19 protein-coding genes and 3 tRNA genes are annotated in these 21,988 nt (G+C 55.5%); 4 read left to right on the top strand and 18 right to left on the bottom strand.

Annotated elements, in window-relative coordinates:
* The first annotated feature begins 154 nt into the window (after positions 1–154).
* Positions 155–1,429, top strand: a complete 1,275-nt coding sequence (locus ACOTX2_RS16455; RefSeq protein WP_063148054.1) for an MFS transporter — start codon at positions 155–157, stop codon at positions 1,427–1,429.
* Positions 1,430–1,520: 91 nt separating this feature from the next.
* Here the strand turns inward: ACOTX2_RS16455 and rlmB are convergent, their stop codons facing one another.
* From rlmB to nnr, 14 genes are all read right to left on the bottom strand, one after another.
* Positions 1,521–2,252: a 23S rRNA (guanosine(2251)-2'-O)-methyltransferase RlmB gene (gene rlmB / locus ACOTX2_RS16450; RefSeq protein ID WP_003856001.1), complete on the bottom strand. Its 732-nt coding sequence runs from the start codon at positions 2,250–2,252 to the stop codon at positions 1,521–1,523.
* 64 nt (positions 2,253–2,316) lie between these two features.
* Positions 2,317–4,758: a ribonuclease R gene (gene rnr, locus ACOTX2_RS16445; protein ID WP_023299135.1), complete on the bottom strand. Its 2,442-nt coding sequence runs from the start codon at positions 4,756–4,758 to the stop codon at positions 2,317–2,319.
* Positions 4,759–4,796: 38 nt separating this feature from the next.
* A complete protein-coding gene (gene nsrR / locus ACOTX2_RS16440; RefSeq protein ID WP_063148092.1) occupies positions 4,797–5,222 on the bottom strand; it encodes a nitric oxide-sensing transcriptional repressor NsrR in 426 nt (141 codons plus the stop codon).
* Positions 5,223–5,414: 192 nt separating this feature from the next.
* On the bottom strand, positions 5,415–6,713 hold the full coding sequence (locus ACOTX2_RS16435; RefSeq protein ID WP_032621775.1) for an adenylosuccinate synthase: 1,299 nt from the start codon (positions 6,711–6,713) through the stop codon (positions 5,415–5,417).
* Between the two features lie 104 nt (positions 6,714–6,817).
* Positions 6,818–7,015, bottom strand: a complete 198-nt coding sequence (locus tag ACOTX2_RS16430; RefSeq protein ID WP_003855996.1) for a DUF2065 domain-containing protein — start codon at positions 7,013–7,015, stop codon at positions 6,818–6,820.
* A 71-nt stretch (positions 7,016–7,086) separates the two neighbouring features.
* Positions 7,087–8,091 carry a protease modulator HflC gene (hflC, locus tag ACOTX2_RS16425; protein WP_022646821.1) on the bottom strand — a complete coding sequence of 335 codons (1,005 nt, stop codon included), beginning with the start codon at positions 8,089–8,091 and terminating at the stop codon, positions 7,087–7,089.
* A 2-nt stretch (positions 8,092–8,093) separates the two neighbouring features.
* Entirely contained in the window at positions 8,094–9,353 is a 1,260-nt protein-coding gene (gene hflK / locus ACOTX2_RS16420; protein WP_022646820.1) for an FtsH protease activity modulator HflK, read from the bottom strand.
* A gap of 56 nt (positions 9,354–9,409) precedes the next feature.
* On the bottom strand, positions 9,410–10,690 hold the full coding sequence (gene hflX, locus ACOTX2_RS16415; RefSeq protein WP_003855991.1) for a ribosome rescue GTPase HflX: 1,281 nt from the start codon (positions 10,688–10,690) through the stop codon (positions 9,410–9,412).
* Positions 10,691–10,764: 74 nt separating this feature from the next.
* A complete protein-coding gene (hfq, locus tag ACOTX2_RS16410; RefSeq protein ID WP_023299134.1) occupies positions 10,765–11,076 on the bottom strand; it encodes an RNA chaperone Hfq in 312 nt (103 codons plus the stop codon).
* 85 nt (positions 11,077–11,161) lie between these two features.
* Complete coding sequence (gene miaA / locus ACOTX2_RS16405) at positions 11,162–12,112, bottom strand: tRNA (adenosine(37)-N6)-dimethylallyltransferase MiaA (protein ID WP_421625945.1); 951 nt, start codon at positions 12,110–12,112, stop codon at positions 11,162–11,164.
* On the bottom strand, positions 12,105–13,949 hold the full coding sequence (mutL, locus tag ACOTX2_RS16400) for a DNA mismatch repair endonuclease MutL (RefSeq protein WP_048966072.1): 1,845 nt from the start codon (positions 13,947–13,949) through the stop codon (positions 12,105–12,107). Before mutL ends, miaA begins: the two co-directional genes overlap by 8 nt.
* A 9-nt stretch (positions 13,950–13,958) precedes the next feature.
* Positions 13,959–15,299, bottom strand: coding sequence for an N-acetylmuramoyl-L-alanine amidase AmiB (gene amiB, locus ACOTX2_RS16395; protein WP_063148053.1), 1,341 nt, complete (start codon positions 15,297–15,299; stop codon positions 13,959–13,961).
* A gap of 16 nt (positions 15,300–15,315) precedes the next feature.
* A complete protein-coding gene (gene tsaE / locus ACOTX2_RS16390) occupies positions 15,316–15,777 on the bottom strand; it encodes a tRNA (adenosine(37)-N6)-threonylcarbamoyltransferase complex ATPase subunit type 1 TsaE (RefSeq protein WP_003855970.1) in 462 nt (153 codons plus the stop codon).
* The gene (gene nnr / locus ACOTX2_RS16385) at positions 15,770–17,293 is read right to left on the bottom strand and encodes a bifunctional ADP-dependent NAD(P)H-hydrate dehydratase/NAD(P)H-hydrate epimerase (RefSeq protein WP_063148052.1); all 1,524 of its coding nucleotides are present in this window, start codon (positions 17,291–17,293) and stop codon (positions 15,770–15,772) included. The genes tsaE and nnr overlap by 8 nt, the downstream gene beginning before the upstream one ends.
* Here nnr and queG point away from each other — a divergent pair.
* The gene (gene queG, locus ACOTX2_RS16380; protein ID WP_015572463.1) at positions 17,292–18,431 is read left to right on the top strand and encodes a tRNA epoxyqueuosine(34) reductase QueG; all 1,140 of its coding nucleotides are present in this window, start codon (positions 17,292–17,294) and stop codon (positions 18,429–18,431) included. The genes nnr and queG overlap by 2 nt on opposite strands.
* A gap of 270 nt (positions 18,432–18,701) precedes the next feature.
* Here the strand turns inward: queG and ACOTX2_RS16375 are convergent.
* From ACOTX2_RS16375 to orn, 4 genes are all read right to left on the bottom strand, one after another.
* A tRNA-Gly gene (locus tag ACOTX2_RS16375) sits at positions 18,702–18,777 on the bottom strand.
* Positions 18,778–18,822: 45 nt separating this feature from the next.
* Positions 18,823–18,898 (bottom strand) — tRNA-Gly (locus tag ACOTX2_RS16370).
* A 45-nt stretch (positions 18,899–18,943) separates the two neighbouring features.
* Positions 18,944–19,019 (bottom strand) — tRNA-Gly (locus ACOTX2_RS16365).
* 196 nt (positions 19,020–19,215) lie between these two features.
* On the bottom strand, positions 19,216–19,761 hold the full coding sequence (gene orn, locus ACOTX2_RS16360) for an oligoribonuclease (RefSeq protein ID WP_038415130.1): 546 nt from the start codon (positions 19,759–19,761) through the stop codon (positions 19,216–19,218).
* Positions 19,762–19,868: 107 nt separating this feature from the next.
* Here orn and rsgA point away from each other — a divergent pair, with 107 nt between their 5' ends.
* Entirely contained in the window at positions 19,869–20,921 is a 1,053-nt protein-coding gene (gene rsgA, locus ACOTX2_RS16355) for a small ribosomal subunit biogenesis GTPase RsgA (RefSeq protein WP_072202591.1), read from the top strand.
* 97 nt (positions 20,922–21,018) lie between these two features.
* Complete coding sequence (gene asd / locus ACOTX2_RS16350) at positions 21,019–21,987, top strand: archaetidylserine decarboxylase (RefSeq protein ID WP_022646813.1); 969 nt, start codon at positions 21,019–21,021, stop codon at positions 21,985–21,987.
* Position 21,988 lies beyond the last annotated feature (1 nt).

Raw genomic sequence — 21,988 nt, 5'->3', positions numbered from 1 at the left:
CAGAGGGCATGCACGCTGCATGGGAGGGGGGTCACACGATGACGATCGTGTTGATATCATTCGTGAAATAGCTCACAGAACATAAGAATAAACTATTTCCTTACTTCACTAATGCTGAATAATTTATTCTTACCCCGTTTTTGTGAGGATCGTTATGCAACAGGCTGCGCACAAGCGTGCATTAATTGCAGGCTCCATCGGTAATTTCATCGAGTGGTATGAATTTGCGGTCTATGGTTTTCTGGCAACGGTGATTGCCAGAAACTTCTTCCAGCTTGAGGGGGAAGCGGAGCTCACCAGCCTGATCCTCACCTGGGCCTCATTCGCCATCGCTTTCTTCTTCCGCCCGCTGGGTGCGGTGGTCTTTGGCCGCATTGGCGACAGGATTGGCCGTAAACCGACGCTGATTATTGTGCTGGTATTGATGACGCTCGCCACCGCTGCCATCGGTATTGTGCCGGTCTACGCCAGTATCGGGATTGCCGCGCCGCTGATCGTTACACTTCTGCGTATTCTGCAAGGACTGTTCGCGGGCGGTGAGTATGGCGGCGCGGTCTCGTTGATGACGGAGTTCGCCCCGCGCGGCAAGCGCGGTCTTTACGGGGCATGGCAGTCCTTCACCGTGGCGCTCGGGCTGTTAGCAGGCGCAGGCATTGTCGCGTTGCTCTCTACCCTTCTCTCCCCTGAAGCCTTGCACGACTGGGGCTGGCGCATTCCGTTCTTCCTGGCGTTGCCGATGGGTGCGGTCGCGCTATGGTTGCGGGTAAGCATGGAAGAGACACCGAGCTTTGTGCAGCAACGGGAAAAACCGGTTGTTACTCAGGCCAGCACCGCCGCCACGTTCAAAACCATTCTGATGGGCATTGGTCGCGTGATGGTCTGGTCTGCGGCGGGTTATACCTATCTGGTGATTATGCCGACCTATCTGCAATCTGCACTGCACACCGGTTTTAACCAGGCGCTGCTGATTGCGGTGATTTCTAACATTGGGTTTGCGCTCACGATCATTCCGTCGGGCATACTGAGCGACAGGATCGGGCGGCGGACGGTGATGATTATCGCCACCGTGCTCCTGCTGATCCTCGCCCTGCCGCTGCTGAAAATTTTGCAGGCGGAGTCCAGCACGTTGGCTGTCAAAGCGATTGTGGTGTTGATTGCGGGGGGTTTGGTTGGGATGCTGGCAGGGCCGGGGCCGGCAATGCTGTCTGAGATGTTCCCGACGCGCGTGCGTTATACCGGGCTGGGGCTGGCCTATTCTCTGTCGAATGCGATCTTCTCGGGCTGTGCGGGGCTGATCATTACCGGGCTGATTAAAGAGACGGGCAATCTGGATATTCCGGCGTACTACGTGATGGCAACGGCGGTGGTGAGTATTTTCGCGCTGATGACGCTGAGAAAGGATGACCATTTGCGGTCGTTAGAGGAGTGAGATTGTTGCCCGGTGGCGCTGCGCTTACCGGGCCTACGGTACCATGCTTTTGTAGGCCGGGTAAGGCGAAGCCGCCACCCGGCACAACAGGCTACCCGCGCTGACGCACCGCTTCAAACAGGCAGATACCCGTCGCAACAGAAACGTTCAGGGACGATACGCTGCCCGCCATCGGGATGCTGATCAGCTCATCGCAGTGCTCGCGGGTCAGGCGACGCATGCCTTCACCTTCTGCCCCCATCACCAGCGCCATACGGCCGGTCATTTTGCTCTGATACAGGGTGTGATCCGCTTCACCGGCTGTGCCGACGATCCAGATATTTTCTTCCTGCAACAGACGCATGGTGCGCGCCAGGTTAGTCACACGGATCAGCGGAACGTTTTCCGCCGCGCCGCAGGCCACTTTTTTAGCGGTAGCGTTAAGCTGCGCGGAACGATCTCTTGGCACAATCACCGCATGCACGCCTGCTGCATCGGCGCTACGCAGGCACGCGCCCAGGTTGTGCGGGTCGGTTACGCCATCGAGGATCAGGAAGAACGGGTTATCCAGCTCAGCGATCAGATCCGGCAGATCGTTCTCCTGATACTGACGGCCCGGCTTCACGCGCGCGATAATGCCCTGGTGTACAGCACCTTCGCTTTTCTCATCCAGATACTGACGGTTCGCCAGCTGGATCACGACGCCCTGCGCTTCCAGCGCGTGGATCAGCGGCATCAGACGTTTGTCTTCACGCCCTTTCAGAATAAAAACTTCCTGAAAACGCTCCGGCGCGCGCTCCAGCAGGGCCTGCACCGCGTGGATGCCGTAAATCATTTCACTCATTGATGGTTCTCGTAATAAATATTGTCCCTCTCCCCGTTGGGGAGAGGGTCAGGGTGAGGGGAAATTACTCCGCCTGCTGTTTCTTCGCCGCGCGCTTCGCTTTGGTTGCGGCCGCTATTTTTTGGGTCTTGGTCGACGGTTTTTTCGCTTTACGAGCGTCTTTTTTCGCCGCCTTGGGCTTCTGCTGCTTCTCGCCACGGAAGGCGCTGTCTGGCTCAAAGTTAACTCTTTTACCTGCCTGACGTCGCTTGCCGCCCGCTTTACCGTTGCCGCCTTTTTTCGCTTTCTCACGCTCGGTTTTCCCGACGTTACGCGGAGCCCGTTCGCTGGAGATGAGGCTGAAGTCGATTTTACGGTCGTCCATATTCACGGCTTCTACCTTCACTTCCACCCGATCGCCCAGACGGTAGGTCTGACCGCCGGATTCACCGATCAGACGTTGTCCGACCTGGTCGAAGCGGTAGTAATCGTTATCAAGGCTGGAAACGTGCACCAGACCGTCGATAAACAGCTCATCCAGACGTACGAAGAAGCCAAAGCCGGTGACGCTGGCAATCACACCTTTAAAGACGTTACCCACCTGATCCAGCATAAAGTCACACTTCAGCCAGTCCGCCACGTCGCGCGTTGCTTCATCCGCACGACGCTCGGTCATGGAACAGTGCTGGCCCAGTTGCAGCATCTCTTCCATGGAGTAGTGATACCCACCGGTTTCGGTCGTATTGCCTTTGTGACCTTGCTCGTGCGCCAGCAGATACTTGATCGCACGGTGCAGGGACAGATCCGGATAACGGCGAATCGGCGAGGTAAAGTGCGCATACGACTGTAACGCCAGACCAAAGTGGCCCCGGTTTTCCGGATCGTAAATCGCCTGCTTCATGGAACGCAGCAGCATGGTTTGCAGCATTTCCGCGTCAGGACGATCGCTGATGGATTCCAGCAGCTCGGCATAATCGCGTGGCTCAGGCTTATTGCCGCCAGGCAGTTCCAGGCCGAGTTCGGCCAGCACGGAACGGAACGAGGTTACGGCTTCCGTGGTTGGCTTATCGTGAATACGGAACAGAGCAGGCTCTTTGGCTTTCTCAACGAAACGTGCCGCCGAGATGTTCGCCAGGATCATACACTCTTCAATCAGCTTGTGCGCATCGTTACGCTGAGTCTGCTCGATTCGCTCGATACGACGCTCAGCGTTAAAGATGAATTTCGCCTCTTCACTCTCAAACGAGATCCCACCGCGCTCTTCGCGCGCCTGATCCAGCGTTTTGTAGAGGTTGTGCAGCTCTTCGATGTGTTTGACCAGCGGCGCGTACTGTTCGCGAAGATCCTGATCGCCCTGCAACATATGCCAGACCTTGGTATAGGTCAGGCGCGCATGAGAACTCATCACCGCTTCGTAGAACTTATAGCCCGTCAGACGTCCCTTGCTGGAGATGGTCATTTCGCAGACCATACACAGGCGGTCCACCTGCGGGTTGAGGGAACACAGGCCGTTCGAGAGCACTTCTGGCAGCATCGGTACAACCTGCGACGGGAAGTAGACCGACGTACCGCGGCTGCGCGCTTCGTTATCCAGCGGCGTGTGTGGACGTACGTAATAACTCACATCCGCGATAGCCACCCACAGACGCCAGCCACCACCGCGTTTTTTCTCACAGTACACGGCATCATCGAAGTCGCGGGCGTCTTCACCATCAATGGTGACCAGCGGCAGATCGCGCAGATCCACGCGGCCTGCTTTGGACTCTTCCGGCACTTCTTCACGCAGGTTTTCGATCTGGTCTTCAACCGCTTTCGGCCAGACGTAAGGAATTTCATGGGTGCGCAGCGCCATATCAACGGCCATGCCGGTGCCCATGTTATCGCCCAGCACTTCGACGATTTTACCTACCGCTTTGGTACGGCGGGTCGGGCGCTGGGTAAGTTCAACCACTACCACAAAGCCCATGCGTGCGCCCATCACCTCTTCAGGCGGGATGAGAATGTCGAAGCTCAGACGGCTATCGTCCGGCACCACAAAGCCTACGCCCGCATCGGTAAAGTAACGGCCTACAATCTGGCTGGTTTTCGGCACCAGCACGCGGACCACGCGCGCTTCGCGGCGGCCTTTACGATCTGCACCCAGCGGCTGCGCCAGGATCTGGTCGCCGTGAATACACATCTTCATCTGTTCGGATGAGAGGTACAGGTCGTCTTTACGGCCTTCCACGCGCAGGAAGCCGAAGCCATCGCGATGACCAATAACGGTGCCTTTCAGCAGATCGAGGCGTTCTGGCAGCGCGTAGCACTGGCGACGAGTAAAGACCAGCTGGCCGTCGCGCTCCATGGCGCGCAGGCGGCGGCGAAGGGCTTCAATTTGCTCTTCACCCTCAATGTTTAATTCAACGGCAAGTTCTTCACGATTGGCGGGTTTTTCGCGTTTTGTTAAGTGTTCAATGATGAACTCGCGGCTGGGGATAGGATTCGCGTATTTTTCGGCTTCGCGTTCCTGGAAAGGATCTTGTGACATGTCGGTTCCTCCGTTGTCAGCTCCGGTGGAAATTTTCTTCATTCCACCAGCAATAATTTATAAAGCGGTTGATTCTCTTCAACCAAATCGGCCAGCGTGTAGTTATCCAGTTCCTTGAGAAAACTTTGCACGGCCTTTGAAAGCGCCTGTTTCAGGCGGCAAGCGGGCGTAATGTGGCAAAACGCACTGCTACAGTTCACCAGAGATAGCGGCTCCAGTTCACGTACCACATCGCCGATACGGATACTCAGTGCCGGTTTACCGAGACGGATCCCTCCATTCTTCCCGCGGACGGCAGCAACGTATCCGGCACGACTAAGTTGATTGATTATTTTGACCATATGATTACGGGACACACCGTACACCTCTGTGACTTCAGAGATGCTGGTCATCTTCCCATCGGGTAACGACGCCATGTAAATCAGCGCGCGTAAGCCGTAATCGGTGAAACTTGTTAACTGCACATCAACCTCAGGAAAAAGGGAAAACGCGGTCAAACCGCAGAGATATTCATTAATGATGATAAACCAGCCAGATAGTTAGCGGCTAATTTATTTGACAGACGGGGCGAAAAAGCGGAGATCCAGGAGCGGTCGCCGGATGGCGCTGCGCTTATCTGGCCTGCGGGTTTCCCCGCAGGCCAGCAGTCACGAAGATTATGCGTCGAACGGGTCGCGCAGGATCATCGTTTCAGTACGATCCGGGCCGGTAGAAATAATATCGATCGGCACTTCGGTCAGTTCTTCAATACGCTTAATGTAGTCCAGCGCAGCTTTTGGCAGGCCACTACGTTCTTTCACACCGAAGGTGGTCTCAGACCAGCCCGGCATGGTTTCGTAGATTGGCTCAATGCCTTCCCAGTCGTCAGCGGCCAGCGGAGTGGTAGTCACTTCGCGACCATCTGGCAGACGGTAGCCCACGCAGATTTTCACTTCTTTCAGGCCGTCCAGTACGTCCAGCTTGGTCAGGCAGAAGCCAGACAGGGAGTTGATCTGCACAGCACGACGCACGGCAACGGCGTCCAGCCAGCCGGTACGACGACGACGACCGGTGGTTGCGCCAAACTCGTTACCCTGCTTGCAGAGGAACTCGCCGGTTTCATCAAACAGCTCGGTCGGGAATGGACCTGCACCCACGCGAGTGGAGTACGCTTTGATGATGCCCAGAACGTAATCCACATAACGTGGGCCCAGGCCGGAGCCGGTTGCCACGCCACCCGCGGTGGTGTTAGAGGACGTTACATACGGATAGGTACCGTGGTCGATGTCCAGCAGGGTACCCTGCGCACCTTCAAACATGACGAAATCGCCACGCTTGCGCGCCTGGTCCAGCAGATCGGACACATCAACAACCATGCCGGTCAGAATGTCAGCAATCGCCATGACGTCATCCAGCACTTTCTGGTAGTCAACGGCTTCGGCTTTATAGAAATTCACCAGCTGGAAGTTGTGATATTCCATCACTTCTTTCAGTTTTTCAGCGAAGGTCGCTTTGTCGAAGAGGTCGCCCACGCGCAGACCGCGACGAGCCACTTTATCTTCGTATGCCGGGCCGATGCCACGACCGGTAGTGCCGATCGCTTTCGCGCCACGCGCTTTTTCACGCGCCACGTCCAGCGCCACATGATAGTCCAGGATCAGCGGGCAGGCTTCGGAGAGCAGCAGACGCTCACGAACAGGGATACCACGGTCTTCCAGACCTTTCATCTCTTTCATCAGCGCAGCTGGAGACAGCACAACGCCGTTACCGATGATGCTGGTGACGTTTTCGCGAAGAATGCCTGATGGAATAAGATGGAGGACGGTTTTTTCACCGTTGATTACGAGAGTATGGCCTGCGTTGTGACCGCCCTGGTAGCGTACAACATATTTAGCCCGTTCAGTCAGAAGATCGACAATCTTCCCTTTACCTTCGTCACCCCATTGGGTGCCCAGTACGACGACGTTGTTACCCATTTTTTTCAAAATCACCGTTTGCTTAAAAATGGATTCTACCATCGCTTTTTCAGATATACAGCACTTTTTGACCCTAAAATATGCCGATTGCGGTTAGTTTTTGATCAGCCAATCGTTTTCCTCAACATGTAGTAGATAACGATACCGGCAACCACAAGTCCACCACCAAAACGACGCAAAATATTGTCCGGAAGTTGGCTCATGGTCGCGATCATCCGTCGCCATGCGCGTGGATAGAGCATCGGGCCGAGGCCTTCCAGCACCAAAACCAAAGCCAGTGCGAGCCAGATCGTTGAATTCATTTTTCATCCTTATAAAAGAAAACCACCGCTCCGTGAAGAGCGGTGGTTTGAATACTCAAACGAGCCTGAGTTTATCGCGTTGCGTTAGTCGGCGTCTTCATATAACGGAAGAAATCGCTGTCCGGGCTGAGTACCATCACATCCTGGTTGCTCTGGAAGCTATTCTCGTAAGCACGCAGGCTACGGATAAAGGCGTAGAAGTCGGGATCCTGGCTGAAGGCATCGGCAAACAGCTTCGCGGCTTCGGCATCGCCTTCACCACGCAGGATACGGCCCTGACGCTCAGATTCCGCCAGCGTCTTGGTCACTTCGTAGTCCGCTGCGGCACGCAGTTTCTCGGCCTCTTCCTGACCCTGTGAACGGTGACGACGGGCTACCGCTTCACGCTCGGCGCGCATACGGTTGTAGATCGCCTCGGACACCTCCGCTGGCAGGTTGATCTGCTTGATACGCACGTCAACCACTTCGATACCCAGTGCAGCCATACTGTTCGGGTTGATCACCGGTACTTTACCGTTGGTTTCAGCCTGAACGCGTTCAGCCGCTTTGGCAATCGCGTCATCCGCTGCCGGTGTTTCCACTTCGTCTTCGGTACCCGCTGTACCTGAGTTCAACGCATCACGCACTTCCAGGGTCAGACGACCTCGGGAGTCGGTCACGATGTCTTTTACATCCAGACGACCAATTTCAGAACGCAGACGGTCAGAGAACTTACGTTTCAGCAGCACTTCTGCCTGAGAAACGTCACCACCGCCGGTTGCCAGGAAGTAGCGGCTGAAGTCGCTGATACGCCATTTGATGTAGGAATCAACGATCAGGTCTTTCTTCTCTTTAGTCACGAAACGGTCGGCCTGGTTATCCATGGTCTGGATACGTGCGTCGAGCGTTTTGACTGACTGAATGAAAGGCACCTTGAAGTGCAGACCCGGCTCGTAGATCACCGGACGCTTGTCGCCGTCACGCACGACGCTGCTAAACTGGAACTTGATCCCACGTTCGCCCTCTTTCACCACAAAGATGGAGGTGTAGAGCACGACCAGTGCGATGATGATGATCGCAATAACTGACTTACGCATCCTTATTCCCCCTGACGCTGGTAGTCGTTACGCTGCGCGTTAGCACGGCGTTGGTCCATAATGTCACCATCGTTCGAAGAAGGCGTTGTGTTCGCGCTGGAGCTACCAGACGAGGCTGGCGGCAGACGCAGCAGGTTGTTGGCTCCGCTGTTGTCTTTTGCTGCCGGTGCAGAACCGCCTTTAAGCATCTGATCCAGCGGCAGGACCATCAGGTTTCCGCCTTTGTTGTCGTTAACCAGCACTTTACGCGTATGGCTCAGCACTTTTTCCATGGTCTCGATATAGAGACGCTCACGGGTAATTTCCGGCGCGGCTTTATATTCCGGAAGGATCTTCGCGAAGCGAGCCACTTCACCCTGTGCTTCCAGGATGGTCTGGGTCTTATACGCGCGCGCTTCTTCCAGAATACGCTGCGCCTGACCGTTTGCACGCGGCTGAACTTCGTTGGTATACGCTTCCGCTTCACGGATGTACTGCTGTTCGTTTTCACGCGCGGCAATCGCATCGTCAAACGCCGCTTTCACCTCTTCCGGCGGACGCGCAGCCTGGAAGTTGACGTCCAGCAGGGTGATACCCATGTTGTACGGACGGATGGTCTCTTCCAGCTCGCGCTGGGTATCGCTACGAATAACGGTACGACCTTCGGTCAGGATACGGTCCATGGTGTATTTACCGATCACGCCACGCAGGGCGCTGTCGGTCGCCTGACGCAGGCTGTCATCCGCGCTGGTCACGCTAAACAGATAACGCTCAGGATCGGTCACGCGGTACTGGACGTTCATCTCAACGCGCACCACGTTTTCGTCAGAGGTCAACATCACGCCAGACGCCGCCAGTTCACGGACGGACTCCACGTTCACTGCGGTCACGTTATCAATGAAGGTCGGTTTCCAGTTCAGGCCCGGCTCAACCAGATGGCTGAACTTACCGAAACGGGTTACCACGCCGCGCTCTGCTTCTTTAATGGTGTAGAACCCGCTGGCTGCCCAGATGATGACTACCGCCGCGGCCACAATGCTTACTACGCGGCCACCCATAGGCGGGCGCGGACTCTGAGTGGAGTTGCCACCCGAGCCAGAACCTTTTCCTCCGCCAAGGCCACCAAGCTTTTTGCTCAGTTTGCGGAAGATATCATCCAGATCCGGCGGCCCCTGCTCGCGACCACCTTTGTTGCCATTTCCCCCAGAGTTGCCGCCTTGATTATTGCTGCTTCCCCACGGGTCGCGGTCTTGTCCGTTATTACCGGGCTGATTCCACGCCATGTATATGCTCCATATTTGTTATGCAAGGGCGAATTTTTCAGGCTTCCCCTTTCTGATCAGACGATATAGTCCGCCAGCGCAGGTTCTTGTTTACAGAGGCGACGCCAGTCAACGATCGGCATACGCACCTGCATCCCCACGCTGCCGTCATCCTCCATCCACTCTTTTTCTATCGCCTGAAGCTGATAAAACCGGCTACGCAGCCTGCCTTCCTGTGGCGGCAGTCGCAGCGTGTGCTGAGCTACCTCACCGGAAAGACGTTCTGTCAAAGCCTGGAAAAGCAGTGGCACACCAATCCCGGCCTGAGCAGATAGCCAGACCCGAATTGGTTTGTTCTCTTCATCTCGGTCGATACGCGGTTCGAAATCGTCCAGCATATCGATCTTGTTCATCACCAACAGGGTGGGAATTTCGTGGGCGTCAATCTCTTCGAGCACCACATTCACCGCGTCGATGTTCTCCTGCACGCGTACGTCAGCCGCATCAATCACGTGCAGCAGCAGGGTCGCCTGACGCGTCTCCTGCAACGTCGCTTTAAACGCCGCCACCAGATCGTGCGGCAGATGGCGGATAAACCCTACGGTATCCGCCAGTACCGTTTCACCGACGTCTGCGACGTCAATACGGCGCAACGTAGGATCCAGGGTCGCAAACAGCTGGTCTGCGGCATACACCTGGGCCTCGGTTATCTGGTTAAACAGGGTGGATTTACCGGCGTTGGTATAGCCCACCAGCGACACCGTTGGGATGTCGGCTTTGGTTCGCGCCCGACGCCCCTGTTCGCGCTGTTTCTCGACACGCTCCAGACGAGAAAGGATCTGGGTTATACGGCCACGCAGCAAACGACGGTCGGTTTCGAGCTGGGTTTCACCCGGGCCACGTAAACCAATCCCGCCTTTTTGTCTTTCAAGGTGTGTCCAGCCACGCACCAGACGCGTCGCCAGATGGCGCAACTGCGCCAGCTCAACCTGCAACTTACCCTCGTGGGTACGCGCACGCTGAGCAAAAATATCTAAGATCAACCCCGTGCGATCGATAACACGACATTCGCAGAGAGCTTCCAGGTTACGTTCCTGAGCCGGAGACAGCGCATGATCAAACAGCACGACTGATGCGCCGGTTGCTTTTACGGCATCCGCAATTTCAACTGCTTTACCTTCACCAACAAAGTACTTCGGGTGCGGCGCTTTACGGCTACCGGTAATCACCTGCATTGCTTCGACACCGGCGGAAGAGACCAGAGATTCAAACTCCTGGAGGTCTTCCATATCTTTGTCTTGCGAAAAATAGATGTGTACCAGCACCGCCTGCTCACCGGCGTCATAACGGTCAAACAAGCGTAAACCTCTCTAAAAAGATCAGCGGGGAACGCAGGATCCCTGGCTCCCCGTGTGGAAAACAGCCCAAAACCTTATTCGGTTTCTTCGCTGTCCTGCGCAGGAGCAGATGAACCCTGCGCGTTGCTGCCATGATGGTAGTTACTGCCAGTGCCGCCGCCAGTGTTATTGCTGTGATGAGATACCGGACGGGACGGAACAACAGTAGAAATCGCGTGCTTATAGACCATCTGGCTGACCGTGTTTTTCAACAGGATCACGAACTGATCGAAAGACTCAATCTGACCTTGCAGCTTAATACCATTCACCAAATAAATAGAAACTGGAACACGCTCCCGACGCAATGCGTTCAGGAACGGATCTTGTAAAGATTGCCCCTTAGCCATTCTATCTTTTCCTTATATGCTTGTTTTGTACTTAGAACCTTGCGATTCTGAAAAATTGCGCACGATACGGCTTAATTGTACACATTCAGTCAGCGATATCACCAATAACCTCAATCACTTCGTTTAACGCCTGTTGTGGTTTTTCACTGTCTAACCAGTGAACCCCCTCCCAACCGCGCAACCAGGTGATCTGGCGCTTCGCTAACTGTCTCGTGGCGCAAACACCTCGATAAACCATTTCATCGTATGAAATCTCGCCTTCAAGATACGACCACATCTGGCGGTATCCCACACAACGAATGGAAGGCATGTCCGTATGCAAATCTCCACGGGCAAAAAGCGCCCGCACTTCTGCTTCAAAATCTGAAGCCAACATCTGATGAAAACGCTGCTCAATTCGTTGATGGAGCAGTTCACGGCTCGCCGGGGCGATGGCGAACTGATGCACCTGATACGGCAGAGCGTCTCCTGACGTTTGCGTCAGTTCCGTTAAAGTTTTACCCGAAATGAAAAAAACTTCCAGTGCCCGGGAAAGCCTTTGCGGATCGTTTGGGTGGATCCGCGCTGCGGCAACCGGGTCAATCTCTTCCAGTTGCCTGTGCAAAACGTCCCACCCCTGCTCTGCCGCCTGCCGCTCAATCTTCGCTCTCACTTCCGGATCGGCCGATGGCAGAGGCGATAACCCCTCCAGCAGCGCCTTAAAGTAGAGCATCGTGCCGCCAACTAACAGCGGTATGCGTCCCGCGGCGGTAATCTCGGCCATCTCAGCTAAGGCGTCGCGGCGAAAATCTGCTGCGGAGTAAGCCTGTGCCGGGTCGAGAATATCCAGTAAACGGTGCGGTGCCGCACGCAGTTCGTCTACGTTGGGCTTCGCCGTGCCGATGTCCATTCCTCGGTAAATGAGGGCTGAATCAACGCTAATCAACTCTACTGGCAAAACTTTACGTAACTCAATGGCTAACGCCGTTTTACCGGAGGCCGTTGGCCCCATTAAAAAAATCGCCTTTGGCAGGCTCGCCTTACTTACATCAGTCATGTTTCAGGGCGGTCATCGCCGTTTTTAAATCAACAGGTTGTAACAAACCACCTGGCGGCGCTTTCACTAGCTGTGGACAGAGGCGTTCCACCTCTGCCAGAACGGTAATCGCCTGCGCCATACTCCACGGCGAATGTTCGCTGGCCAGATGGCGGGCGATCCACTGCGCGGTATCGGCGGCATCAAACGTCGTTTGTTGCGCCAGGTAGCCTATCAGTTCAGGAATCAAGTTTTGTAAATTTTGTTGGCGTAAGGGTAAAGGCACTGCGCGAATTGTCACATGCTGCGCGTCCAGTACGATTTCAATCCCCATTTCGGCAAGAAGCGCCTGGGCACGCTGCAAAACCCCTGTTTCTTCATGGTTTATTTTCAACCGAACCGGGATCAGTAACGGCTGAGCGCAGGCGGCGTTTTCCCCTGGCGTCAGTTGCGCCTGTTTAAGCCAGCGTTCCGCTACCGGCAACGCCAGCAGCATCAATTTCCCCTCACGTTCAAGCAGTGCCATGTCCGGGGCGACAATCGTCAATACCCGGCCAAAACTCTGGCTATGTCCGTCAAGGGAAGACGGCGATACCTCAATATGTTCTTTCCGTTCCACGGCTGGGGTGTCCAGCAATTTACGGTATAACGCACCTTGCTGCTTTTGATACCCCGGCTGGGCATTTGGGTAGTTGGCGCCCGTCGGGCGCGGTGCGCTTCCCGCTGACGAAAAACGCGGAGCCACTGGTTCGCGCGCGACTGCGGGTTCAGCGAAATGGTTACGTCCGGCCGCCACGCGATTTTCTGGCAGCGATCGCGGTGCAGGAACGTCGTTTTCCAGCGGCAGCGTTGGCTCAGCCTGCTTCTGCAAAACGCTAACGACGCCCTGATAGATAAAATCATGCACCAGACGCGACTGGTGGAAACGCACCTCGTGCTTGGCGGGGTGCACGTTAACGTCAACCTGATGCGGGTCGATCTCCAGATAAAGCACAAAGGCGGGCTGTTGATCGGCGCCGAGCTTATCTTCACAGGCCTGGCGAATGGCGTGGTTAATCAGGCGGTCGCGCATCATGCGACCGTTGACGTAGCAGTACTGAATCTCAGCAAACGCGGCGCTACTGGCGTTCGGATCGGCAACCCAGCCGCGCAGGGCCAAATCGCCATGCTGCCACTCAATGGCCAGCGCTTTTTCCAGGAACGGCGTGCCGCAGATGGCGCCCAGCCGACGCTCCTTTTGCCCGCCTTCCGCCACTGCCCGGTACTGACGCATCACCTTACCGTTATGACTGAGGTTAAGAGTGACATCAAAGCGTGCCAGCGCGATGCGGCGGATGATCTCGTCGATATGTCCGAATTCGGTCTTCTCGGTTCGCATAAACTTGCGCCGGGCGGGCGTGTTATAGAAAAGATCCAGCACTTCAAGCGTGGTGCCTACCGGGTGCGCCGCTGGTTTAACCGTGACGTCCATATCGCGCCCTTCCGCGTAGGCCTGCCAGGCTTCATGCTGGTCGGCCGTGCGGGAGGTCAACGTTAAGCGGGAAACGGAGCTGATACTGGCCAGCGCTTCGCCGCGAAAACCCAGGCTGATAATCGCTTCCAGATCGTCAAGTGACGCAATTTTACTGGTGGCATGACGCGCCAGCGCCAGCGCCAGCTCGTCCTTTTTGATGCCACAGCCGTTATCACGAATGCGGATAAGCTTTGCGCCCCCGCGTTCAATATCGATATCAATGCGGGTCGCCCCTGCATCGAGGCTGTTTTCCACCAGCTCTTTCACCACCGATGCAGGGCGTTCCACCACCTCACCGGCGGCGATTTGGTTCGCGAGCTGCGGCGGTAGAACCTGAATCGGCATGAACTCTCCTTAATTAGTCGCGGTCATCTCACCCGGCAGCGCGGCGCTTGCCGTCTGGGCTGCCCCGCCCTGCGGCGCAGACTGAAGCGGATGCGCGTCAAAGTATTTACGCAGACCGTTATAAATCGCTTCAGCAATTTGCTGCTGATAGCTGTCGCTTCCCAGTAAACGCTCTTCACCGTGATTACTGATAAAACCCGTCTCTACCAGAATCGACGGAATATCCGGCGAACGCAGGACACCGAGGCTCGCATGTTCCGGACGACGCTTATGCAGCGATCCGACGCTTTGCAGCTGGTTGAGTACGTTAGTGGCGACATCATACCCGACGCGCTGAGAATGACCGAACTGTAAATCCAGTACCGCCTGGCTGAGATACGGATCGGCCTGGCTGTTTGCCAGCACATCGCCTGCCCCGCCTAACAGTTCAGACTGCTTCTCGTGCTCTTCAAGCCAGTTCGCCATTTCACTGTTGGCACGACGGTTCGACAGTACCCATACCGACGCGCCGGTGGCGTTACGGTTCGGCGCAGCATCCGCGTGAATCGATACCAGGAAGTTGGCGTTTTGCTTACGCGCCACATCCGAGCGTCCCATCACTGAAATAAAGTAATCTCCGTCGCGGGTCATGACCCCTTTGAACATCGGATCGTCATTCAGAAGCGCACGCAGCTTACGGGCAATGGCGATAGTGACGTTTTTCTCCCGCGTGCCGCCCGGGCCAATCGCGCCAGGATCTTGCCCGCCGTGTCCGGCGTCGATGGCGATAATCACTTTGTCGCCACTGACCGGCGTTCGCCGCGCGCTGACCGCCGGACGCGTCACCGTGTTGCTGCTGGTCACGGCGGTAAGTCGGTCATTTTGTGATTTAAACGGATTACGGGCTGGCTCAGACGGCCTTGGGGTATAAACCGGCGATTCTACGCGTTTTGCTACCACAGGTGCAGGCGGTGGCGGCGGCGGAACATCAGCATTAATGGTAAAAACCACCTTATAACTGGCGCCGTTTTGCTGCTTAACCGCCTTCGTTTTGCCCTTTTCGGTAAGATCGACCACCAGACGCAGAGACTGCGCATCCTTCGGCGTCCCCGAACGGATGCTTTTCACCAGATTGTTGCCGCTGAACTGGAGCGGCAGCCCCTGAATCACCCCGGACTGTTTAATATCGAGCGCCACGCTGCGGCTGTCGATTTGTGAGAAAGCATATTCAGGATCGCCCATAAAGCTGAAGGTAATGCGGGCCTGGCTATCGCCATTCGACACCTGAATATCCGAGAGGCTGGCCGCACCGGCCTGCGCGCACAGCAGAACCGTGGCTGCCAAAATCCAACCTTTAACGCGATTAATCATCCCGTTATCCCTACGCTCAACCGGCTAAACGCGCCAGTAAGGAACAGCCTGATGAGGAAACCGCACTGATGCGCGCCTCACGCCCTTGTGCCTGATAATCCAAGTGAATTTCGACATCCGGGTCAGGCAGCACACCCGCACCTTGTTGCGGCCACTCCACCAGGCAAATGGCGTCGTTGGCAAAGTAATCGCGGATCCCCATAAATTCCAGCTCCTCAGGATCCGCAAGACGATATAAATCAAAGTGGTACACCATGATATTTTCAAGCGTGTACGGTTCTACTAGCGTATAAGTCGGGCTTTTTACGTTCCCGTTATGGCCTAACGCCTGCAAAAAACCACGGCTGAAGGTTGTTTTACCCGCGCCTAAATCACCATACAGATAAATGACGGTCGCCCCCTGACAGGCCTGCGCCACGCGCTTGCCGAGATCTAAAGTGGCTTGTTCATCAGGTAAAGGAATCGCTCGATTAGTCATTTTCTACGTCAATCACATCCGGGTTAACAACACGCCGCAGCGTGCAAAAAAGATCGGTGGCCAGCATACCGCGCGTTCCGTAACGAGCAGCCAGCCTGTCAGCCGCCGCACCGTGGGCCACGCAGCCAGCACAGGCTGCATCATAAAGGGGTAGTTTCTGTCCGAGCAATGCGCCAATGATGCCAGAGAGCACATCACCCATGCCGCCGCTCGCCATGCCTGCATTACCGGCATCAACGATGCCCATCGCATCATCGCTGGCGATAACGGTCCCCGCCCCTTTCAAAACGACAACACCTCCGTAACGTTTTACCAGACGTTGGGCTGAAAGTAAGCGATCGCTTTCAATTTCTGCCACGCTACAGTTAAGCAGCCGTGCGGCTTCGCCGGGGTGTGGCGTCAGAGTGCGATTGTGACGCTTATCCGGGTTTATTGCCAGAAGGTTAAGCGCGTCGGCATCCCAGAGCATCGGCTTACGAAAATTCTCGGCCTTTTGCAGGGCCTGTTTACCCCACTCCTGCTGACCCAGGCCCGGACCAATGACTACCACGTCCGCCCACTCAAGACCCTCTTCAATCGCCTGTGGGGCAAGCTCGTGGACCATCAGCTCCGGCCGCGCGGTAATAATCGGCGGAATGTTTTCGCTGCGGGTCAGCACGCGTACTAATCCGGCACCGCTGCGCAACGCGGCCTCTCCTGTCATGCGAATCGCACCTGCCGTGCCATGATCGCCACCGATAATCAGCAGCCGGCCATGATCACCCTTATGGGATGTGGGGCGGCGCGGAGGCAGCCACTGAGCAAGCAGGGAGGCATCAAAGCGGGTGATGTGGGTATCCTGTCCAGCCAGCCAGTTTTCCAGCCCCAGTGCGTTGTGATGTAACGTCCCCACGACATCCCGCGCTTTACCGGTAAGCAAACCCGGCTTCAGGGCGATAAAGGTCACGGTGTGCGCAGCCTCAATCGACACGCCCGGCGTCGCGCCGGTTTGCGCCATCAGGCCGGAGGGAATATCCAGCGCCACCACAGGGGCGGGGTGCGCATTAGCGTGGGTAATCAGCGCGGCGACGTCATCGCGAGGCGCGCGCATCAGCCCCGTCCCCAGCAGACCATCAACAATCACGTCGACATCCTCGGGCCAGATAATATCAGGCGCATGAATAATGCCCCCCGCATTCAGCCAGGCCTCTCTCGCCATGCCAGCCTCTTCCGGTAGCGGCTTGTCGCTCTCCAGCGCCAGCAGGGTGACGCGCAGCCCCGCCGCCACCGCAAGACGAGCCACCACATAGCCATCGCCACCGTTATTGCCGTGCCCGCACAGAATCAGGTAGTGCGAGGCATCCGGATAAGCCGTGCGCGCCACGTTAAACGCCGCCTCGCCCGCGCGCTGCATCAGTTCATAAAGGGTAACGCCGAGGCTGTCTGCGGCCTCTTTTTCGGCCCGACGGAGGTCATCCGCATGCCAGATGGAATGTGGTATACTTGCGGGGTTTTTCTTCACAGTATGGTCCGTCATGTCACAGCCCCTCGATCTCAATGAATTAGCGCAGAAAATAAAACAGTGGGGTGCTGAACTGGGCTTCCAGAAGGTCGGTATTACCGATACCGACCTCTCTGCCAGCGAGCCTAAGCTACAGGCATGGCTGGATAAACAATACCACGGCGAGATGGAGTGGATGGCGCGCCACGGTATGATGCGTGCCCGCCCCCACGAGCTGTTGCCGGGTACGCTGCGCGTCATTAGCGTACGCATGAACTATCTGCCCGCTAACGCGGCCTTTGCGCGCACGCTAAAAAATCCTTCGCTGGGTTACGTCAGCCGATACGCTCTGGGACGTGATTACCATAAACTTCTGCGCAACCGTCTAAAAAAGCTCGGGGAAACCATTCAGCAGCACTGTGTTTCGCTGAATTTTAGACCCTTTGTCGATTCTGCGCCTATTCTTGAGCGCCCGATCGCCGAAAAAGCCGGGCTTGGCTGGACAGGTAAGCACTCACTTATCTTAAGCCGCGACGCGGGCTCATTCTTTTTCCTGGGTGAACTGTTGATTGATTTACCCCTGCCGGTAGACGGTCCGGTGGAAGAAGGGTGTGGCCGCTGCGTGGCCTGTATGACCATCTGCCCAACGGGCGCTATCGTTGAACCCTATACCGTTGATGCGCGCCGCTGTATCTCTTATCTCACCATCGAGCTGGAAGGTGCTATTCCAGAGGAATTTCGTCCGCTTATTGGCAACCGCATCTACGGCTGTGATGACTGCCAGCTGATTTGTCCGTGGAACCGCTATTCACAGTTGACGGACGAAGAAGACTTCAGTCCCCGCAAGGCGTTACATGCCCCGCAGCTGATCGAACTGTTCGCCTGGAGCGAAGCCTGGTTCCTGAAGGTGACGGAAGGTTCCGCCATACGTCGTATCGGCCACCTGCGCTGGCTGCGTAATGTGGCCGTTGCGCTGGGTAATGCCCCATGGGATGAAGCCAATCTTCAGGCGCTCGAAAGCCGCAGAGGTGAGCACCCACTTCTTGATGAGCACATAGAATGGGCGATTGCGCAGCAAATTGAGAAGCGAAATGCCGGCGTGGTTGAAGTACAATTACCGAAGAAACAGCGCCTGGTCAGGGTGATTGAAAAAGGGCTGCCACGGGATGTGTGATATATTCACAGGCTGTGAATAAAAATAAGAATTCAGGCGCAATAAGGTTTAGCAAACAGGTCAAGTGATCTCAATAACATTTTGAAATCAAATTTTCTTCATAGATTACAGTTAATTACGAAGATATTATTCACCCTGCTAACATTTTGCACAACTGGGATTTATCACAGTTTCTGTGGATAACTCTGTTTACAAGAGTGTTTCAGATACAATAGAAAACGTCCCCAACGAAGCATTTCGCTGTGGATAATTTAGGAAAGAAGAAGAATTTGGAGCGGGAAACGAGACTCGAACTCGCGACCCCGACCTTGGCAAGGTCGTGCTCTACCAACTGAGCTATTCCCGCTTGGGTATTCTGGTGCTGTGCGTATCTTGCGATACTTTCAAATTTTGGAGCGGGAAACGAGACTCGAACTCGCGACCCCGACCTTGGCAAGGTCGTGCTCTACCAACTGAGCTATTCCCGCTTGGGTGTTCTGGTGCTGGCGTATCTTGCGATACTTTTCAAATTTTGGAGCGGGAAACGAGACTCGAACTCGCGACCCCGACCTTGGCAAGGTCGTGCTCTACCAACTGAGCTATTCCCGCAAATCTGTACTGCTTTTGTTGCTGTCGTAACGTGTAATTCTCTGTCGTTACGGGAGGCGCATTATACGAGAAATCCGTTTAGCTGCAACCCCCCTCAAAGCGATTTTTTTGAAATTCAGTTCAAGTGCTTATTTAATCGGCAAGCTGAACAATTTAGCGACAAAAACCCGGCCACGCAAGGCGCCGGATCGCAAAATCAAAGCTTAATAAAGTTTTCGCGATAGTACGCCAGCTCCGCAACAGACTCACGGATGTCGTCCATTGCCTGGTGCGTCCCCTGCTTTGTGAAGCCGTCGAGAATTTCCGGTTTCCAGCGGCGGGCCAGCTCTTTTAAGGTGCTCACATCCAGATAGCGGTAGTGGAAGTAGGACTCCAGCTCCGGCATGTACTTAAACAGGAAACGACGATCCTGACCAATGCTGTTGCCACAGATAGGCGATTTTCCTGCCGGCACCCACTGCTTCAGAAACTCAATCGTCGCCAGCTCCGCTTCGCGGTCGCCCAGAGTGCTGGCCTTCACGCGTTCCACCAGCCCGCTGCCAGTATGGGTACGCACGTTCCACTCATCCATCAGCGCAAGCTGGTCATCGGACTGGTGCACGGCAATCGTTGGGCCTTCCGCCAGAATATTGAGGTTGGCATCGGTGACCAGTGTGGCGATCTCAATAATGCGATCGCGCTCGGGATCCAGGCCGGTCATCTCCAGATCGATCCAAATCAGGTTGTTTTCGTCCGCGCTCATGTTATTTTCCACCCTTCTCGCTTAACCGGCAGTAGCAGGTTAACTAGTATTAATTAGAGTGTATCATAGAGGTTTTGCCCGCTATGGGCGACCAGGAGCCAGCGCGATTGAGTAAAAATAAACTCTCCAAAGGGCAGCAGCGCCGCGTGAATGCAAATCACCAGCGCCGTCTTAAAACCACTACGGAGAAGCCCGATTACGACGACAACCTGTTTGGCGAAGCGACGGAAGGCGTGGTGATTAGCCGCTTCGGTATGCATGCCGATGTCGAGTCTGCCGACGGGGACATCCACCGTTGCAATATCCGTCGCACCATCCGTTCCCTGGTGACCGGTGACCGCGTGGTCTGGCGTCCAGGCAAAGCGGCTGCGGAAGGGGTAACGGTTAAAGGTATCGTTGAAGCCGTGCATGAACGCACGTCGGTTCTGACCCGTCCTGATTTCTACGACGGCGTAAAGCCCATTGCCGCCAATATCAACCAGATCGTGATCGTTTCGGCGATTTTACCCGAACTTTCGCTCAACATTATTGACCGTTATCTGGTGGCCTGCGAAACGCTACAGGTTGAGCCGCTCATCGTGCTGAATAAAATCGATCTGCTGGATGACGAGGCCATGGCCTTTGTGAATGAGCAGATGGATATCTATCGCAATATTGGTTATCGCGTTTTGATGGTTTCCAGCCGCACCAAAGATGGCCTGAAGCCGTTAGAAGATGCGCTGACCGACCGCATCAGTATCTTTGCAGGGCAGTCTGGCGTGGGTAAATCGAGCCTGCTTAACAACCTGCTCGGCCTTCAGCAAGAAATCCTGACCAACGATGTGTCGGACGTCTCCGGGCTGGGCCAGCACACCACCACCGCCTCACGTCTCTATCACTTCCCGCACGGCGGCGATGTGATTGACTCCCCGGGTGTGCGTGAATTTGGTCTCTGGCATCTCGAGCCGGAACAAATCTTTAACGGATTTGTCGAATTCCATGACTATATAGGCGCTTGCAAATACCGCGACTGTAAACATGACAACGATCCGGGCTGCGCCATCCGCGAAGCGGTGGAGAACGGTGAAATAGCGGAAACCCGTTTCGAAAATTACCATCGTATTCTCGAAAGCATGGACCAGGTAAAAACGCGTAAAAACTTTTCTGATTCTGATAACTGACAACTAAGCTAAGCGTCGCTAAAATCGTCCCCTTTTTTCAGGTTCCGGCAGCGTACTGCCGGATCAGGAACGACAAAACAATGGCCTGGAGGCTACCTTGTTAAACTCATTTAAACTTTCGCTTCAATACATTCTGCCTAAACTGTGGCTCACTCGCCTGGCGGGCTGGGGCGCGAGCAAACGAGCGGGCTGGCTGACCAAACTGGTCATCGACCTGTTCGTGAAATACTACAAGGTCGACATGAAAGAAGCGCAGAAGCCGGATACGGCAAGCTACCGCACCTTCAACGAATTTTTTGTGCGTCCGCTGCGCGACGAAGTGCGCCCGCTGAATACCGACCCGAACGTGCTGGTGATGCCTGCTGACGGCGTGATCAGCCAGCTGGGTAAAATTGAAGACGACAAAATTTTGCAGGCGAAAGGCCATAACTACAGCCTGGAAGCGCTGCTGGCCGGTAACTACATAATGGCGGATCTGTTCCGCAACGGGACTTTCGCGACCACCTATCTCTCCCCGCGCGACTACCACCGCGTTCATATGCCGTGTAACGGCATCCTGCGCGAGATGATCTACGTGCCGGGGGATCTGTTCTCTGTAAACCACCTGACGGCGCAAAACGTCCCTAACCTGTTTGCCCGTAACGAGCGCGTCATCTGCCTGTTTGATACTGAATTTGGCCCAATGGCGCAGATTCTGGTAGGTGCTACCATTGTGGGCAGCATCGAAACCGTCTGGGCAGGCACCATTACGCCGCCACGCGAAGGCGTGATCAAGCGCTGGACCTGGCCTGCCGGGGAAGAAGAAGGTTCTGTGGCCCTGCTGAAAGGTCAGGAGATGGGCCGCTTCAAGCTGGGCTCAACGGTAATCAACCTGTTCGCACCGGGCAAAGTTAACCTTGTCGACGAGCTGGAAAGCCTGTCCGTGACCAAACTCGGCCAGCCTCTGGCAGTATCGACGGAGGTCTTTGCAACGCCAGACGTTGCGCCAGCCCCGTTGCCGGAAGAAGAGATCAAAGCCGAGCACGATGCCAGCCCGCTGGTTGACGACAAAAAAGACGAAGGTTAAC

Origin of the sequence: Enterobacter cloacae complex sp. IR5412, from assembly GCF_049237385.1 — a bacterium.
GTDB lineage: Bacteria > Pseudomonadota > Gammaproteobacteria > Enterobacterales > Enterobacteriaceae > Enterobacter > Enterobacter intestinihominis.
Note: the sequence above shows the minus strand (reverse complement) of the source record. Positions and strands in the feature narration are given on the sequence as shown.